A 16,206-nucleotide genomic window follows, 5' to 3' on the forward strand; every position below is an offset into this window, starting at 1 on the left:
TGTCAGCCTTTGCGCTTCTTGATTTCCGCGGTTGCCTGCGGCAGAACCTGGAAGAGGTCGCCCACAACGCCGAAGTCCGCGATCTCGAAAACCGGCGATTCGGCGTCCTTGTTCACGGCCACGATCACCTTGGCGGTCTGCATGCCGGCCTTCTGCTGGATGGCTCCGGAAATGCCCGCGGAGATGTAGAGCTGCGGCGAGACGGTCTTGCCGGTCTGGCCGACCTGCGCGTCATGCCCGATCCAGCCCGCGTCCGTGGCGGCCCGCGAGGCGCCGATGGCCGCGCCCAGGGCGTCGGCGAGTTCTTCCAGCGGACCAAAGTTGCCGTCCACGCCACGGCCGCCGGCCACGACGATCCGCGCCTCGGTCAGGTCGGGGCGACCGCTGGCGGGCTTTTCGTTGCGTGCGGTGATGCGTGCGGAGGCGGCGGTGGCCGTCTCCGGGACCTCAATCGTGACAGTCTCCGGTGCCGTACCGGAGACGGCAGGCTCGGGAGTGATGCTGTTGGCTTTGACAGTGAGAACGGCCACGGGCGTCGTGGCCTTGGCCGTTGTGATGTACGAACCAGCCAGCACGGACTTGTGGGCCGTTCCGTCGGGGTCCACGGCCACGACGTCGGTGATCACACCGGCGCCGAGCTTGATGCTGAGCCGGGCGGCGATTTCTTTGCCCTCGGCCGAGTTTTCGGTCAGGACCACGGTGGCACCGGAAGCCTGGACCGCGGCGGCGAGGTAGGAGGCCTTGGGGCCCACAAGATAGTCGTCGAGGTCGGCCGCGGACGGGCGGTAGAGTGCCTGGACGCCGTACTCAGCAAGGGCCGCAGCGGCATCATCGTGCAGTTCGCCATTGAAGGCGACGGCCGGTTCGCCGAGGGAGCGGGCGATCGTGAGCAGTTCCAGGCTCGACTTCTTCAGCGCCCGGCCGGGGTTGTCGATGAAAACGAGTACTTTTGCCATGTTCGGATAATCCCCTTTAGAGCAGCTTCTGGGCGGCCAGGAACTCGACCAGCTGGATGCCGGCGTCGCCTTCGTCGGTGATGATGGTGCCGGCCGTGCGCGGCGGACGGACCTCTGCGGTCTCGACGGCGGTCCAGGAACCGGACTTGCCCACCTGGGCCGCGTCGACGCCGATGTCGGCCAGGCTCAACGTGGTGATGGTTTTCTTCTTCGCCGCCATGATGCCCTTGAAGTTCGGGTAGCGGGGATCATTGATCTGGTCGGTGACCGAAACGACGGCCGGCAGGTCGGCCTCGATGGTGTCCGCGTGGGTGTCGCCGTCGCGCCGGGCGGTGAGCTTGCCGGCGTCGAGCTCCAGGGACGCGGCGAAAGTTACCTGCGGGAGCCCCAGCCGCTCAGCGAGCTGTGCCGGCACCAGCGAGGTTTCGCCGTCCGTGGAGGCCATGCCGGTGAGGATGAGGTCTGCGGGGGCGTCCGCGCCCAGGTGGCGGATCGCGGCGGCCAGGGCCAGCGACGTGGCCGCGGCGTCGGAACCGGCAAGGGCCTCGTCGCTGAGGTGCACGCCTTCAGAGGCGCCGATCTGGAGGGATTTCTTCACCGCGTTGACGGCCCCGGCCGGCCCCATGCTCAGGGCGATGACCTTGTTGCCGGCCGCTTCGCCGCCGCGGGCCTCGCTCAGCTGCAGCGCCGCCTCCAGGGCGTATTCGTCCAGTTCGGACAGGATGCTCTCGGAGCGGTCCACCGTGTTGGCCGCACCGGTGAGGTGGCGGTCGAACTGCGCATCCGGCACGTGCTTGACCAGCACAATGATTTTCAGAGTTTCTTCCACTGTGTTTACAGCAGCCTTCCATGCGGGTGGATAGCCGCCCCTGCGGGGACATGGCCACGGAACGCCCGGCAGCCGGGCTGTTCCTAGCTAACCATATAGCTGCCGGGCAGCGCGGCCACGGTTAACGTCTGTGTCAGCGCCCCGCCGCGTCCGGGGGTCCTCGTCAACAGGGGCCACCCCGTGAGCGGAGGCCGGGCACCGAAAAGGCCGGGCACGGAAAAGGCCGGGCCGCACCGTTTGGTGCGCCCAGCCCTTCCTGCTGCTGCTCTGCTTCTACTGCTCTGCTTCTACTGCTCGGCTGCAGTCCCGAGGGTCACGTCGAAGTCCTTCAGCTGGCCGCCGCGCAGGACCGTCACCTTGACCGTGGCCCCGGCGGGCTGTTCCCGCACTGCGGCGGTCAGCTGGTTGGGATCGCTGATGGTCAGGTTCTGGAACTTCGTCACGACGTCGCCGACCTTGACGCCGGCCTTGTCAGCGGCCGAGCCGGACTCGACGGTCGCGACCTCCGCGCCCACCGAGAATCCGGAGGAGGACGAGCCTGCGGCCTTGGGCTTCACGCTGACGCCGAACTGCGCGTGTGTGGCTTTGCCGCCGCTGATGATCTCCTGGGCCACGCGCTTGGCGTGGTTGATGGGGATGCTGAAGCCCACGCCGATGTTGCCGCTGCTGCTGCCGCTGGCCGAGTCGCCGCCGGCGGAGGCGATCGCGACGTTCACGCCGATGACTTCGCCCTTGGTGTTCACCAGCGCGCCGCCGGAGTTGCCCGGGTTGATGGCCGCGTCCGTCTGGATGACGTTGATCGAGATGGATCCCTGATCCGCGGTGCTCGGGGTCTCGCCGCCGCCCGGAGGCGCGAACTGGAAGCCCTGGTCCCCGCCCTGGGAGTTATCCGCACCGTCCTTCGGCGCAGCCGAGGATGCCACGCTGATGGTCCGGTTCAGGGTCGAGACGATGCCGTCCGTGACTGTGCCGGTGAGTCCCAGCGGCGAACCGATGGCGACGGCGGTGTCGCCGACGTTAAGTTTGCCCGAGTCACCGAGGGTTGCCGGGACCAGCCCCGAGGGGTTGTCGATCTTGATCACGGCGAGGTCTGAGAGCGGGTCGGTACCGACGATCTTCGCGGAGAAGACCTTGCCGTCGCTCGTCCGGACCTCCATCGTGGCGTTCGCAGCCTTGCCGTCGAGGGTGACCACGTGGGTGTTGGTCAGCACGTGGCCCTGGGTGTCCAGGATGATCCCGCTGCCGGTACCGCCGTCACTTCCGCTGGTTGCCTTGATGGTCACCACGCTGGGGGACGCCTTGAGTGCGGCGGCGGTGATGGCGTTGACGTCTTCCCTGTTGTTGACGATCACCGGACCGGCCTGGGTTGTGTTGCTCGAGGCCGCCGTGGAGGAACGGTCCAACAGCAGCGCGTTACTGCCGGCCACCACGCCGCCGCCGATCAGGCCGGCCGCCACGATGCTGGCCACAAGGGTCGGGACGCCGAACGCCGCCTTGCGCTTCGGGGCGTGCGCGGGGTCGTTCGCAAAGCCCGGGACGGAAGCATAGGACGGACCCGACGCCGGCTGGCCGCCGGAGTGGGCACCGTACTGGGACTGGCCATACGAGGACTGGCCGTACGGGGCCTGGCCATAAGGGGACTGGGCTGACTGGGACTGGCCGTAGGGCGGGTGGGTGGGCGGGGTGGGCTGGCCCTGACCCTGGCCGGCCTGGGAGAACCCGCCGTACTGGCCGGTTTGCTGGGCCGGGGCGCCGAACTGCTGGGTGTCCGCGGCGGAGCGCTGTGCCTCGGAGGGCTGCTGCTGGTAGACCGGCCGCGGCGCGCCGTCCTCGGCGCGGTCCAGGCGGAGGGTCGGGTTCTCGGGCGTCGGGCTTCCGGGCGCCGGGCTTCCGGACACCGGGCTTCCGGGCGCCGGGCTTCCGGGCGCCGCCTCAGGCGTGCGGCCGGCATGCGACTGATCCGGCGAGCCCTCCTGGGGTCCTCCCGGTTCCTGGTTCTGTTGTGTCGGCTCCGGTGTCGCACCCGGCACTGGGTTCTCAGTCATGAGACTTCCTTTCATCCTCGTCTGCCTATAACTATGGACGCTCAGGCTGACACTAGAGCGGACATTTACTGGGAGGTTCCTGAACGGATGGATTGCTGCCTTCGGGCCCGTGCTTCCCAGTTTAAGCGCGTTTCGCTGGTGGCATATTCCCCTAGGTGGACTGCCATTTGGGTGCACCATAGAATCAAATGGAAATGCCACAGCGACCTGCGGCTTTACATCTGCGTGGGGGCGCTGCTGCATTCTGTGACGGCTGGTTCGACCGAACCGGTCCCAGAAGTGCTGAAGGGTTGCACATGCGGTCTAAGTTGAATCGTTTTCTCGCCGTCCTTGGCGTGGCTGGATTGCTGGCGCTCCCCGCCGCTCCAGCCCTGGCCGAAGATCCGGTGACCATTCCGTCCGGGCAGAACATCGTGGACAGTGCGAGCGTGCTCGGCGGCCGCAAGGCCGAAGTTCAGGACGCCATCCAGAAGCTCCTGAAGGACCACAAGTACAACCTGTATGTCATCACGGCAAAGACGTTTGAGAATCCGGCCGACCCCAAGGCGTGGGCCCAGGCTGTCGCGACGAACAAGGGCATGGGCAAGGCCGACGTCATCCTCACCATGTCTGACGACGGGAAGTACTACTTCTCCCCCAACTCGGCCAGCGCGATCTACTCCAAGACGTCGAACATCACCCAGAACGCCATAGTTCCGAACCTGGCCGGCGGGAAGCGCGACTTCGCGCAGGCGGCCATTGACACCGCTGCCGCGGTGGGCGACGCGGCGTCCGGCGGCAGCGGCTCGGTGCCGTCCGACGCCGGGGCGGGCAGTGCCGTACTGGTGGGGGTCGGCGTCGTGGCCGTGGCAGGAGGCGGAGCCTATCTGTACTTCCGCAACCGCCGGAAGAAGGCCAGCCAGGGTGCGGGAGCGTCCAAGGGGTCACAAGGTGCGCAGGCGGATCCGCTGGCGGGTCTCAGCGTGACCGAACTGCGCCGTAAGAGCGATTCGCTGCTGATCGAGGCCGATGACGCCATCAAGTCCAGCGAGCAGGAACTGGGATTCGCCCAGGCCCAGTATGGCGATTCCGCGGTGGGTAATTTCACGAAGGCGCTGCAGGAGGCCAAGGGCCACATGACGGAGTCGTTCAAGCTGCAGCAGCAGCTCGACGACCACATTCCCGACACCGAGGAGCAGCAACGGAGCTGGCTCGGCGAAATCATCCGCCGCGCCGAGGCCGCGCTGGCCTCGCTGCAGGAACAGAAGGCGGACTTCGATTCCCTCCGGGAGCTCGAGAAGAACGCCCCGCAGGCCCTCGCCGCCGTCGGTGCCGGCGCCGCGGAAGCCGAGGCCAAGATTGCCAGCGCCGAAAAATCGCTGACGGATCTGCGCGCCAAGTACGCCGAAAGCGCCCTGGTCCAGGTGGCGGACAACATCAACCAGGCCAAGGAACGCCTCGAATTCGTGCAGAACGCCTCAACCGCGGCGCAGGAAAAGCTCGCCGCGGGCGAGAACAGCCTTGCCGCGGTGGCCGTGCGGGCAGCCGAGGAAAGCCTGCACCAGACGAACGTGCTGATCGGGGCCATCACCAAGGTGGCCGGCAGCCTGGATGAGGCCCGTAGTGGCCTGGAATCCGCCGTCGTCGACACCGCCCAGGACCTGGCGCAGGCCAAGGCGATGCTCCAGTCCGGCGCCCATCCGGAGCTGTCCGGTCCGGTGGCCGCCGTCGAAGCGGCGCTGGCGCAGGTCAAAGCGGAAATCCAGGGCGGAAAAATCGATCCCATCGCCACCCTGGAGCGGGTCGAAACGGCGCACCAGACACTGGACCAGTCCCTGGGCGGAATCCGCGACCAGCAGGAACAGGCCCGCCGCGCCCAGGCCTCGCTACATCAGAGCATCATGTCGGCCCAGGCCCAGATCAGCGCGACGTCGGACTACATCACTGCCCGCCGCGGAGGCGTGGGCACCGATGCCCGCACACGCCTGGCCGAAGCACAGCGGAACCTGGACTATGCGCTCTCGATCTCCCGCACCGACCCGGTCACTGCGCTGCAGTACGCGCAGCAGGCCCACGCCCTGGCGGCGCAGGCCGCCCAGCTGGCCCAGTCCGATGTTGACCAATTCGGCGGCTACGCCAACCAGGGCTACGGCCGTGGCGGGATGTTCGGCGGCAGCGGCGGAGGCGGCCTCGGCGGCGCGATCCTCGGTGGAATCCTCATCAACTCGATCCTCCACGGCGGAGGCGGCGGAGGCTGGGGCGGCGGCGGAGGCAGCTGGGGCGGCGACGATTCCGGCGGCGGCTGGGGTGGCGGCGGCGACTTTGGCGGCGGCGGAGACTTCGGCGGCGGCGACTCCGGCAGTTTCTAGGCTGTGGCCGCCCCCGGACGGGAAACACTGACGGGAAGAGTACAGACCACGCGCCGGCCGGACCGGACAGCGAATAGATGCGATACACCATCGATCACTGGAATCAGTGAGACAACGGAGCAGGACGAAAGGTAACACCATGGTTAAGCAGTCCATTTTCGGCCGCATGGCGCAGCTGGCGAAGGCAAACATCAACTCGTTGCTGGACCAGGCCGAGGATCCGCAGAAAATGCTGGACCAGATGGTCCGCGACTACACGAACAACATCGCGGAGGCCGAGTCCGCCGTGGCCCAGACCATCGGCAACCTGCGCATGCTCCAGGACGACTACAACGAGGACGTCCGCAACGCCCAGGACTGGGGCAAAAAGGCCCTCGCCGCCTCACGCAAAGCCGACGAATACCGCGCCAAGGGCGACGTCGGAGACGCGGAGAAGTTCGACAACCTGGCCAAGATTGCACTGCAGCGCCAGATGGGCTCTGAGAACGAGGCCCGGGCCGCAGAGCCGAGCATCGCATCCCAGACCGAGGTGGTGGACAAGCTCAAGCACGGGCTTGACCAGATGAAGGGCAAGCTCAACGAGCTGACCAGCAAGCGCAATGAGCTGGTGGCCCGGTCCAAGACCGTAGCGGCCCAGAGCCAGGTCCACGACGCCCTCAAGAGCATCAACATCATGGACCCCACTTCCGAGGTGGGCCGCTTCGAACAGAAGATCCGCCGCGAGGAAGCCAAGGTCCGCGGCCAGCAGGAACTCGCCGAGTCGAGCCTGGACGCCCAGTTCAACTCGCTGGAAGACCTGGGCGAGCAGACCGAGATCGAAGCCCGGCTGGCAGCGCTGAAGTCCGGCGGCTCCCCCGCCGCCATCGGCACCGGGGACCGGAGCACCGAGTCCGGTTCCACGGTCGACGAGGCCGACTTCGACAAGCTCTGACCGGCCGGCCGTTCCTGACCCAGGGCCGGACTACGGCGGGTGAGCCTGCCACCTCAGGGTCGCCCGCCGGAGCCCGGCCCTTTGTTGTGCCCTTTTGCACCGCACCGCCGGCCGTGACGGCGGCCGCGCGTGTACCGTGGATCCATGTCTGCGACCCTTGTCTGGCTCCGTGACGACCTCCGGCTGGATGACAATCCGGCACTGGCGGAAGCCGCCGCCCTGCGCACACCCCTGACCGTCGTCTATATCCTGGACGAGGAGTCGCCCGGCGTCCGGCCCCTGGGCGGAGCAGTGAAGTGGTGGCTCCACCACTCCCTGGCCGGGCTCGCCGCCGCGCTGGAGGCCACCGGCTCGCGGCTGGTGCTCCGCCGCGGCCCGGCCGCCCGGATCATCCAGGACCTCGCGGTGGAGACGTCAGCCGACACCCTGCTGTGGAACCGCCGCTACGGCGGGCCAGAACGCGCCGTCGACGCCGGCCTGAAGAGCTGGGCCACTGACGCGGGCATGAACGCCACGAGCTTCCAGGCAAACCTCATGTTCGAGCCGTGGACCGTGCGGACCGGCAGCGGGGGCCCCTACAAGGTCTYCACGCCCTTCTGGAAGGCCTGCCTGGCCGGCACCGAGCCCCGGCACCCTCTGGAGGCCCCGGACCAGCTGCCGGCCCCGGCACGCACCCGCAGCGGCGGCCTGCCGGCAAGCGAAACACTCGACGTATGGGGCCTGCTCCCCCGTGATCCCGATTGGAGCTCCGGGCTGGCTGCCACCTGGACCCCCGGAGAAGCTGGCGCCTACAGCCGCCTCACGGATTTCGTGGACGGGCCGGCGGCTGAATATGGCACCGGCCGCGACGTCCCCGGCGTCGAAGGTACCAGCCGGCTCTCTCCGCATCTGCGTTTTGGCGAAATCAGCCCCTTCCGGATCTGGCACACACTGCGGGACAGCTTTGCGCCGGGAGCGCCGGCCGACGTCGGGATCTTCCGTTCCGAACTTGGCTGGCGGGAATTCTGTTGGCAGCTGCTCTATGAGAATCCGGACCTGGCGACGCGGAATTACCGGCCGGAGTTCGACCGCTTCGAGTGGCAGCCGGCGGCCGGAGCCGAGCTGGAAGCCTGGCAGCAGGGCCGCACCGGCTACCCGATGGTGGACGCGGGCATGCGCCAGCTCTGGCAGACGGGCTGGATGCACAACCGCGTGCGGATGGCGGCCGCGTCCTTCCTGGTCAAGAACCTGCTGGCCGACTGGCGGCTGGGCGAGGCCTGGTTCTGGGACACGCTGGTGGATGCCGATGCCGCGAGCAACCCGGCCAACTGGCAGTGGGTCGCGGGCTCGGGGGCCGACGCCTCGCCGTATTTCCGGATCTTCAACCCGGTTACGCAGAGCAAGAAGTTCGACGCCGCCGGGCGATATCTGCGCGGGTACATTCCCGAGCTCGCCGCGCTGGACGACAAAGCCGTCCACGAGCCCTGGAAAGCTAACGGCGCCGCCCCCGGCTACCCCGCACCCATCGTGGACCTTGCCGAGTCCCGGGCGCGCGCACTGGCGACCTATCAGCGGCTCCAGGACGGCTGACGGCCGGCTGAGCGCCCGTAAGAGGGCCCGGGCGGCGCCCCAGAGGTAGCCGCCCGCAGAGGAAACAGAAAGGCCCGGATCATCAGATCCGGGCCTTTCTGTGTACTGCTGGTGTTTCCTGGTTGCGGGGACAGGATTTGAACCTGTGACCTCTGGGTTATGAGCCCAGCGAGCTACCGAACTGCTCCACCCCGCGTCGCTTGATCAACTCTACCCTAGTTTCCGGGCCGTCCTGACCACGGCCCCAAACCTGCCCCAGTCCCGGTCCAGGGATGTCCGGCTCGCCTCCGGTCGCCGGTTGTGTCGGGTCCCGTCGCGCGGGTTCCGGGTCGCGGTCGCGGTGCCTAGTCAGTGCTTAAAGCAAAAGGTCCGGAACGCTTAAAGCAAAAGGTCCGGAACACTGTTTCCAATGTTCCGGACCTTTTCTCCAGTTGCGGGGACAGGATTTGAACCTGTGACCTCTGGGTTATGAGCCCAGCGAGCTACCGAACTGCTCCACCCCGCGTCGCAAGATCAACTCTACCTGCCGGTGAACTTGAGGCCAAATCGAGGTGGCGTGATGTGTATCTCGCCGCCCGCCGGAGCTTCCGCCCGGGCCCCGGGGCCCCGCGGCCAAAGCCGCGCAGACCGCGGCCGGCCCGTCTACACCACAGGCCGGGTTCGCCTCTCCGGAGAGGGCAAACCCGGCCTGCCGTTGGTCGCTAGCGCTGCGTTAGCTGCCCGCCGTCGCTGACGGAGTGGCCGACGGTGTGGCCGACGGCGAGGCGGTGCCCGCCGGGGCGGCCGGGGTTTCCAGCTTCGCTTCGGCCTCGAGCGCCTTCTGCAAGGCGGCGGCCAGCTTCTTCTGCTGGTCACCATAGGTCGCGAAGTCGCCCTTTGCGAGGGCGTCCTGGCCGGCCTTGATCGCGGCGTTGGCCTCGTCCAGGGCGGCCTTCAGGTCTGCCTTCGCGTCGGTGGTGCCAGGCGCTGCCGGTGTACCCCCAGGGGTGGTGGGCGTGGCCGGCGTTTGACCCTTGTTCGCCGAGTCCCCTGCCGCGGCCCCCGAATTTCCGCCGAACAGCTGGTTCAGTGCCTCGTCCAGCGTGGGCGCGAACCCGATCTTGTCGCCGAACGCCACCAGGACGCGCTGCAGCGTCGGGTAGGAGGTTTCACCGGTAGACCGCAGATACACGGGCTGGACATACGCCATGCCGCCGCCGACCGGCAAGGTCAGCAGGTTGCCGTTGAGCACCGCTGACGCACCCTGACGCAGCAGGTTCAGTGCCTGCGAAACGGTGGGGTCGGAGTTGAACTTGTTCTGTGCCTGGCCGGGGCCCGGGACCTGGGTCTCCGGCGGGATCTGCAGGAGCCTGAGCTGCCCGTAGCTGTCCGCCTTGACGCCCTTCTGGTTGCCGGCATCGGAGTCTGCGGCCAGGAAGCCGTAGAGCACGTTGCGGGCGTTGCCGTTGACTACCTGCGGGATGAACGACGAGGTCAGCTGGAACGCCGGCTTGTCCTGGTCGGGCATCTTCAGCGACATGTAGTACGGCGGCTGCTTGACCTCGTCCTTGACGGTGGGGTCGTTGGGTACGGACCAGGCGTCAATGTTGGTGTAGAAGCTGTCCGGGTTGGTCACGTGGTAGCGGCCAAGAAGTTCGCGCTGCACCTTGAACAGGTCCTCCGGGTACCGCACATGGCTCATGAGCGCACCGGACATCTCGGAATAGGGCTTCACCGACGTGGGGAAGACCTTCTGCCAGGACTTCAGTACCGGGTCCTGGTCATCCCAGGCATACAGCGTCACAGAGCCGTCATAGGCGTCCACGGTGGCCTTGACCGAGTTGCGGATGTAGTTCACCGAACTGTTCGGCAGGGCTACCGTCCGATTCGCGGCGGTCTGCGAGTCGGCCGTCGCCGCGGAGAGCTGCTCCTGCTGGGAGTACGGGAAGTACGGGCTCGTGGTGTACCCGTCCACGATCCACTTCACCCTGCCGTCGACGACGGCGGGATACGGATTGCCGTCCACGGTCAGGTAGGGCGCCACCTTTTCGACGCGGTCCCGCGGGTTGCGGTCGTAGAGGATCTGGGACTCGGCGTTCACGCCGTCGGAAAGCAGCAGGTCCGAGGACTGGAACTTGATCGCGTAGAGGATCTTGTTGAAGAAGCTGCCGACGTTCGGGCCGCCGTTGCCCGTGAAGGTGTACTGCGTTTCGCCGTCGCCTTCCTTGGCCGCCGGCCGGTCCTGCTCGCGGTGCGCGGCACCGGCCGGGGCACCCACGATCGAGTAGTCGGGCGAGTCCTGGCCGAAGTAGACGCGGGGCTGATAGGTCGAGTCGTTGCCGAGCGCGCCGTTGGACGGGATACCCGACTGCAGGAAGTCCGGTTTGCCGTCCACGGTGAACTTGTTGCCCTTGGCCGCGACGACGCCATAGCCGTGCGTGTAGACCACGTGCCGGTTCAGCCAGGACTGCTGGTTCGTCGCCAGCCCGTCCGGGTTGAGTTCACGGACGGCGATGACCGTGTCCTGGATCTTGCCGTCGATCTCGTAGCGGTCCACATTCAGGGCGCTGGGGAACTGGTAATAAGGCCGGTACTGTTCAAGCTGCGAGAACGCATCCGAGATCAGGTTCGGATCGAGCAGACGGATGTTGGCGGTGGTCTGCGCATCGGGAGCCAGCGCACCGGAGGTGGCTGCGGTGGTGGCGTTGTACCGCTTCTCCTGAACCTTGTCCAGGCCGTAGGCGGCGCGGGTCATTGCGATGTTCCGCTTGATGAATTCGTTCTCCAGCGTCTGCTCCGAGGGCCGGACCTGGAACTGCTGGATGACCCACGGGTAGACGCCGCCGGCGAGGATGGCCGTGATGATGAGCATGGCGGTGCCGATCACCGGCAGACGCCACTTGCCGATCACCGCGGCGACGATGAACAGCACGGCGACGATCGCCGCGGCCACGGCCAGGATGGCCTTGGTCGGAATGACGGCGTTCACATCCGTGTACAGCGCACCGGCCCAGCGCCCGCCGTTGTTCTGCACGGTGGAATAGCGGTCCAGCCAAAAGTTGACGCCCATCAGCACCAGGAAGGCAGCGCCCGTGACAGCCAGGTGGATCTGGGCGGCGCGGCTGGTGAAGATTCCGCGTTCCATGATCCGGATGCTGCCGTAAAGGTAGTGCGTGAGGATGCCGGCAAGGCCTGCGACCACCGTGACGCTGATGAGGAACCCCGTGACGAAGCCAAGGAACGGAAGGGTCATGAGGTAGAAGCTGATGTCCAGGCCGAACTGCGGATCGTTCTGGCCGAAGGCCTCCTGGTTGAAGAACAGGAGCACTTTCTGCCACTGGCTGGCGGCGGCGCTGCCGGCGAACAGGCCAAAGAGGATAGGAATGCCCACCATCACGACGCGCCGCACGGGTTCGAGCTGGGCCTGGTAGCGGTTCAGGTTGTCCCGGATTTCCGAGTCGGGAGCGTACACCGGCCGCGCATGGTAGGCAATCCGGATGGCGAAGAAGACGGCGGTAAACATGACGGCGAAACCTGTCATGAAGATCCCGATCCTGGCCAGGTTCTCGGTCATGAACACTTCGAAGAAGCCCAGCTGCTGGTACCAGAGGACATCCGTCCAGACATTGGCAAAGAAGATGAATCCGACCACGATCAGGGCCACGATGATGAGCGTCGGCGTCAGGGCGCCGCGTCGTGTCTGGGGTCTTCCGGGCGGGGCAGGGCTGGCGGGACGGGACAAACTCGGTACCTCATAGCTGGTCGTCTACTGCTGGTTTTTAGTTATTAGTCGCTGCTGTGACTCAGTCGGGCGGCTAAGTGCCGGTATTGCAGGGTTTGATGCATTCTAACGGCCGCCGCTGCCGTTCCGTCAGGGCCCTGCAGCAGGGTCCCCGCGGGACGGCGGCGGCCGTCATTAGTGCCACGAGTGGGGAGGGCGCTTAGTTCCGCGGTCAGTCTAGTTGCTGGAACAGACCGGAAGGCCCGATGTGTCGCCGCCTGACGCGGCCAGTTCAACCGCTTTGCGGGCCTCGGTGAGGTTCTCCACCCGGACCACCTGCAGGCCGTCGGGGATGTGGCCCAGGACGTCGTCGCAGTTGGCTGCCGGGGCCAGGAACAACGTGGCCCCGCCGGACCGCGCCCCCTGCATTTTCTGGGCGATCCCGCCGATGGGTCCCACGGCACCGTCCGGGGTGATGGTTCCGGTTCCCGCGACGTGCTTGCCGCCGGTCAGGTCGCCCGGGGTGACGGTGTCAATGATGCCAAGCGCGAACATCATGCCCGCGCTGGGGCCGCCGACTTTGTCGAGGGAGATGGTGACGTTGAACGGGAAGGTGAACTTGTACTGCAGCAAGACGCCGAGGATGAAGCGGCCCGCGCTGTTTTTGGCCGGAGTGATGGTGACAGGCACCCGGCCGCCGGCGCGTTCCACAATGACCTTGACGGGCTTGCCGTTGCCGGCGGCCAGTTCCGCCTGGACGACGCCGAGGGCCGTGATGGGCTTGTCATTGATGGAGACCAGGACGTCCCCTGCCTGCAGCAGCCCCGTCGAGGCGGAGTCGTCCGGGAGGCCGGCCACCTGCAGTTTCTGCCCGAACGGAATATTCAGTTCCTTCAGTGCCGAGGCGACGGCGTTCTCCTGGGAGGTGGTCATMGCCGTCGCGCTCTCCTGCTGGGACTGCTCCTTGGTGACGCCGGTCRGGAACAGCAGCTCCTGCGGGTAGACGGCCTTGGTCCCGTTGAGCCATGCCGAAAACGCCTCGAGGACGCTGACGGGACCGTTGGGACCGCCGTCGACATAGACCGTGGTGAGGTCCAGGCTGCCTTTGGCGGGAAACGTCTCATGGCCGCTGACGCTGATGACCGGTTTGCCGTTGTCCTGGCCGATTGTGTTGAAGGTGGGTCCGGGAGACTCGATCACGTAGGGCACCGGCAGGCTCACCGCAGTGATGCCCAGGGCAACGGCCAGCAGCCCCGAGACCAGCATGGCTGATGACCGGTTGTTGCGCTTGCGCCGCACGCCCATGCCGGCCAGCCGCGCCCTCCTGCCCCGGACAGGGCCGGCCGCTGGGTCGCTGGCGGGCTGCTCACCTTGGGTGACTGTCATTGAACGACCTCTCCGTGCCGGCACGAGGGCCGGCGGCCCCGGCAGGACAAGCCTGAAAGGACACCGCGACCACGCACCAGGGCCGCAGCCAAACCCGAGGCTGCCGCGTGCAAATATTCCAACTTCCAAGCCTACGCGCTTGGCACCCCGGACCGCTCTTTGCCTACAGCGAACGTGGCGCGGTTTCGGCAGACAGCCGCTCTTGCCGAGGGGTACCGTGAAGTTGAGAAGCAGCCACACCGACGATCGGCGGGATCATGACCTCCAACCCACTCAATCCGTCCAATGGCGACGAGGAACCCAAGGATCCCTTGGCCGAAATGCTCAAGAACCTGATGGGCGGGGCGGGCATGGGCAATATCGACCCCGCCGAACTCGCCAAGGCCGCCGGCCTCCCGGACGATCCAAACCTCCTTGCCCAGATGTTCTCCCAAGTGCAGGCGATGATGAGCGCCCCCTCGGAGGGGCCCGTGAACTGGCAACTGGCGCATGAGAACGCCCGGCGGGTTGCGGCGAGCGGATCCGATCCCTCGGTCACCGCCCAGCAGTCGCGGGAGGTCGATGAGGCCCTCCGGCTGGCCGAACTCTGGCTCGACCAGGTCACCGGGCTTCCGGCCACGGGGCTGATCGGCCGGGCGTGGTCCCGTGCCGAGTGGGTCGAGGAAACCCTCGGCACGTGGAAGCGGCTGACCGAGCCCGTCGCCAACAGCATTGCCAATGCGCTCTCCGCCGCCATGACCGAGCAGATGCCCGAGGAAATGAAGTCCATGATGGGCGGCGCCTCCTCGATGATCCAGAACATGGGCGGGGCGATCTTCGGCATGCAGCTTGGCCAGGCGATCGGCGCACTCTCGGCCGAGGTGGTCAGCTCGACGGACATCGGTGTGCCCCTGGCAGACCTCGAAATGGCACTCCTGCCGGCCAACGTGGCGAAGTTCGGTGAGGGCCTCAGCCTGCCGGAGAACGACATCCGCCTGTTCCTCGCCGTGCGCGAGGCGGCCCACGCCCGCCTCTTCGTCCAGGTCCCCTGGCTGCGCGGGCATCTGCTCGGCGCGATCGAGGCCTACGCCCGCGGTATCCACATCGACACGTCCAAGATCGAAGAACTCGCACGGGAGATCGATCCCAGCAACCCCGAGGGCATCCAGGAGGCGCTCTCGCAAGGTGTCTTCATGCCGCAGCGCACACCTGCCCAGGAGCAGGCCCTCGAAAAACTGGAGACGGCCCTTGCCCTGGTGGAGGGCTGGGTGGACGAACTTTCCTGGGGAGCGACCGAGAAGCTGCTGCCCTCCGCCGCTGCGTTGCGCGAAACCGTCCGGCGGCGCCGGGCCACAGGCGGTCCCGCGGAGCACGCGTTCTCCTCTTTGGTGGGCCTCGAACTGCGGCCGCGCCGGCTCCGCGAGGCCGCCGCGCTCTGGGCTTTGCTCAAGGACGAGCGTGGCGTGGAGGGCCGCGACGCCGTTTGGCAGCACCCCGACCTGCTGCCCACGGCAGAGGACCTGGAAGATCCACAGGGCTTCAGCGAACGCCGGAAACTCGCCGAGGCCAGCGACAGCGAAGTGGATGACGCCCTGCAGAAGCTGCTCAGCGGAGGCTTTGACGAACCCGCGGGCACCGAGGCCACGGACGCCGGGAGCACCGACACCGGGGGCACCGCTAAGTCCGACGACGGTGCGGAGCCCACCGGGTCCGGCCAGGAACCGGCGGCCGACGACGACCGTCCGGCCAACGACGGGGACCGTCCGGAGGACGGCGGCAAACCGAAGGCCTAGCCGAAAGCTAAGGGGCCCCGGCCGGGATTTCGATTCCGTCCGGGGCTTCGTCGTATCCGCCGGGCGCCAGGCCGCGCGAGGTCGCGAACGAGACCCCGTCCAGGAAGGCCTTGGCGCGCTCCGTCTCCGGGTATGCCGCCAGCAGCCGCCAGAATGCGGCATCGTGGCCGGCCACCAGGAGGTGAGCGAGTTCGTGCAGCAGCACATAGTCGATTACCCATTGCGGCATGGGCTGCAGCTTCGCCGAGAGCCGGATGGTTCCTTCGGACGGTGTCGCCGAACCCCAGCGCGAATTCTGATTGGTGACCCAGCGGACCGAGGAGGGCACCGCCCTGCCGCCAAGGTACTTCGCCGACAGCTCGGCGGCGTGGGCGGCAAGCTCGGCATCACTGCGGGGGCGCCGCCGGCCGGAACCCCGCGCGCCCCGGGCCCCTTGGAGCCGCAGTTTTTCAAGCATGCGGTGAACCCATTCCCGTTCCTGGGCCCTGCTGAAGGAGGCGGGGATGGCGACGACGGCGGTGCCGTCTTCCCAGAACGCGGCGACCGTGCGTCGTCGGCGGGCGGACCGGCGCACCAGCACCGGGGCGCCGTCGGCAGTGGTCAGCGGTATGGCCGCCGGAACCGCGCCGGAACCCCCGGCACCGGACATCACTGAACCGGAACCCCCTGC

At 67.3% G+C, this 16,206-nt stretch carries 10 protein-coding genes and 2 tRNA genes; 4 read left to right on the forward strand and 8 right to left on the reverse strand.

Features of this window, described 5'->3' with window-relative positions; all coding sequences use genetic code 11:
- Nucleotides 1–2 precede the first annotated feature (2 nt).
- The 3 genes from AC1D2F_RS06305 to AC1D2F_RS06315 all read right to left on the reverse strand — a co-directional run bounded on the left by AC1D2F_RS06305 (nt 3) and on the right by AC1D2F_RS06315 (nt 3,830).
- Nucleotides 3–956 (reverse strand): electron transfer flavoprotein subunit alpha/FixB family protein, encoded by a 954-nt coding sequence (locus tag AC1D2F_RS06305; protein ID WP_476966409.1) that lies wholly within the window; start codon nt 954–956, stop codon nt 3–5.
- Between the two features lie 16 nt (nt 957–972).
- Nucleotides 973–1,773: an electron transfer flavoprotein subunit beta/FixA family protein gene (locus tag AC1D2F_RS06310; protein ID WP_229993195.1), complete on the reverse strand. Its 801-nt coding sequence runs from the start codon at nt 1,771–1,773 to the stop codon at nt 973–975.
- 299 nt (nt 1,774–2,072) lie between these two features.
- Nucleotides 2,073–3,830 carry a S1C family serine protease gene (locus AC1D2F_RS06315; protein WP_476966410.1) on the reverse strand — a complete coding sequence of 586 codons (1,758 nt, stop codon included), beginning with the start codon at nt 3,828–3,830 and terminating at the stop codon, nt 2,073–2,075.
- 296 nt (nt 3,831–4,126) lie between these two features.
- Here AC1D2F_RS06315 and AC1D2F_RS06320 point away from each other — a divergent pair, with 296 nt between their 5' ends.
- The 3 genes from AC1D2F_RS06320 to AC1D2F_RS06330 all read left to right on the forward strand — a co-directional run bounded on the left by AC1D2F_RS06320 (nt 4,127) and on the right by AC1D2F_RS06330 (nt 8,678).
- Nucleotides 4,127–6,178 carry a TPM domain-containing protein gene (locus AC1D2F_RS06320; RefSeq protein ID WP_476966411.1) on the forward strand — a complete coding sequence of 684 codons (2,052 nt, stop codon included), beginning with the start codon at nt 4,127–4,129 and terminating at the stop codon, nt 6,176–6,178.
- Between the two features lie 139 nt (nt 6,179–6,317).
- Nucleotides 6,318–7,109 carry a PspA/IM30 family protein gene (locus AC1D2F_RS06325; protein ID WP_229995992.1) on the forward strand — a complete coding sequence of 264 codons (792 nt, stop codon included), beginning with the start codon at nt 6,318–6,320 and terminating at the stop codon, nt 7,107–7,109.
- 144 nt (nt 7,110–7,253) lie between these two features.
- Nucleotides 7,254–8,678, forward strand: coding sequence for a cryptochrome/photolyase family protein (locus AC1D2F_RS06330; protein ID WP_476966412.1), 1,425 nt, complete (start codon nt 7,254–7,256; stop codon nt 8,676–8,678).
- Between the two features lie 119 nt (nt 8,679–8,797).
- Here AC1D2F_RS06330 and AC1D2F_RS06335 read toward each other — a convergent pair.
- The 4 genes from AC1D2F_RS06335 to AC1D2F_RS06350 all read right to left on the reverse strand — a co-directional run bounded on the left by AC1D2F_RS06335 (nt 8,798) and on the right by AC1D2F_RS06350 (nt 13,764).
- Nucleotides 8,798–8,874 (reverse strand) — tRNA-Met (locus AC1D2F_RS06335).
- 235 nt (nt 8,875–9,109) lie between these two features.
- Nucleotides 9,110–9,183, reverse strand: a tRNA-Met gene (locus AC1D2F_RS06340).
- A gap of 207 nt (nt 9,184–9,390) precedes the next feature.
- Nucleotides 9,391–12,399, reverse strand: a complete 3,009-nt coding sequence (locus tag AC1D2F_RS06345; protein ID WP_229995990.1) for a UPF0182 family membrane protein — start codon at nt 12,397–12,399, stop codon at nt 9,391–9,393.
- A gap of 216 nt (nt 12,400–12,615) precedes the next feature.
- Nucleotides 12,616–13,764 (reverse strand): YlbL family protein, encoded by a 1,149-nt coding sequence (locus AC1D2F_RS06350; RefSeq protein WP_476966413.1) that lies wholly within the window; start codon nt 13,762–13,764, stop codon nt 12,616–12,618.
- Nucleotides 13,765–14,021: 257 nt separating this feature from the next.
- Here AC1D2F_RS06350 and AC1D2F_RS06355 point away from each other — a divergent pair, with 257 nt between their 5' ends.
- Nucleotides 14,022–15,536, forward strand: a complete 1,515-nt coding sequence (locus AC1D2F_RS06355; RefSeq protein WP_364745797.1) for a zinc-dependent metalloprotease — start codon at nt 14,022–14,024, stop codon at nt 15,534–15,536.
- 7 nt (nt 15,537–15,543) lie between these two features.
- On the opposite strand, the gene AC1D2F_RS06360 is transcribed toward AC1D2F_RS06355, so the two are convergent.
- The gene (locus AC1D2F_RS06360; RefSeq protein ID WP_229994147.1) at nt 15,544–16,185 is read right to left on the reverse strand and encodes a M48 metallopeptidase family protein; all 642 of its coding nucleotides are present in this window, start codon (nt 16,183–16,185) and stop codon (nt 15,544–15,546) included.
- Between the last annotated feature and the right edge of the window lie 21 nt (nt 16,186–16,206).

The organism is Arthrobacter sp. P1_B3, from assembly GCF_056406615.1.

Excerpts from the sequence above, each read along its gene's own strand:
- AC1D2F_RS06325 (WP_229995992.1), top strand. The coding sequence starts at position 6,318 with ATGGTTAAGCAGTCCATTTTCGGCCGCATGGCGCAGCTGGCGAAGGCA.
- AC1D2F_RS06320 (WP_476966411.1), top strand. The coding sequence starts at position 4,127 with ATGCGGTCTAAGTTGAATCGTTTTCTCGCCGTCCTTGGCGTGGCTGGA.
- AC1D2F_RS06360 (WP_229994147.1), bottom strand. The coding sequence starts at position 16,185 with ATGTCCGGTGCCGGGGGTTCCGGCGCGGTTCCGGCGGCCATACCGCTG.
- AC1D2F_RS06305 (WP_476966409.1), bottom strand. The coding sequence starts at position 956 with ATGGCAAAAGTACTCGTTTTCATCGACAACCCCGGCCGGGCGCTGAAG.
- AC1D2F_RS06315 (WP_476966410.1), bottom strand. The coding sequence starts at position 3,830 with ATGACTGAGAACCCAGTGCCGGGTGCGACACCGGAGCCGACACAACAG.
- AC1D2F_RS06355 (WP_364745797.1), top strand. The coding sequence starts at position 14,022 with ATGACCTCCAACCCACTCAATCCGTCCAATGGCGACGAGGAACCCAAG.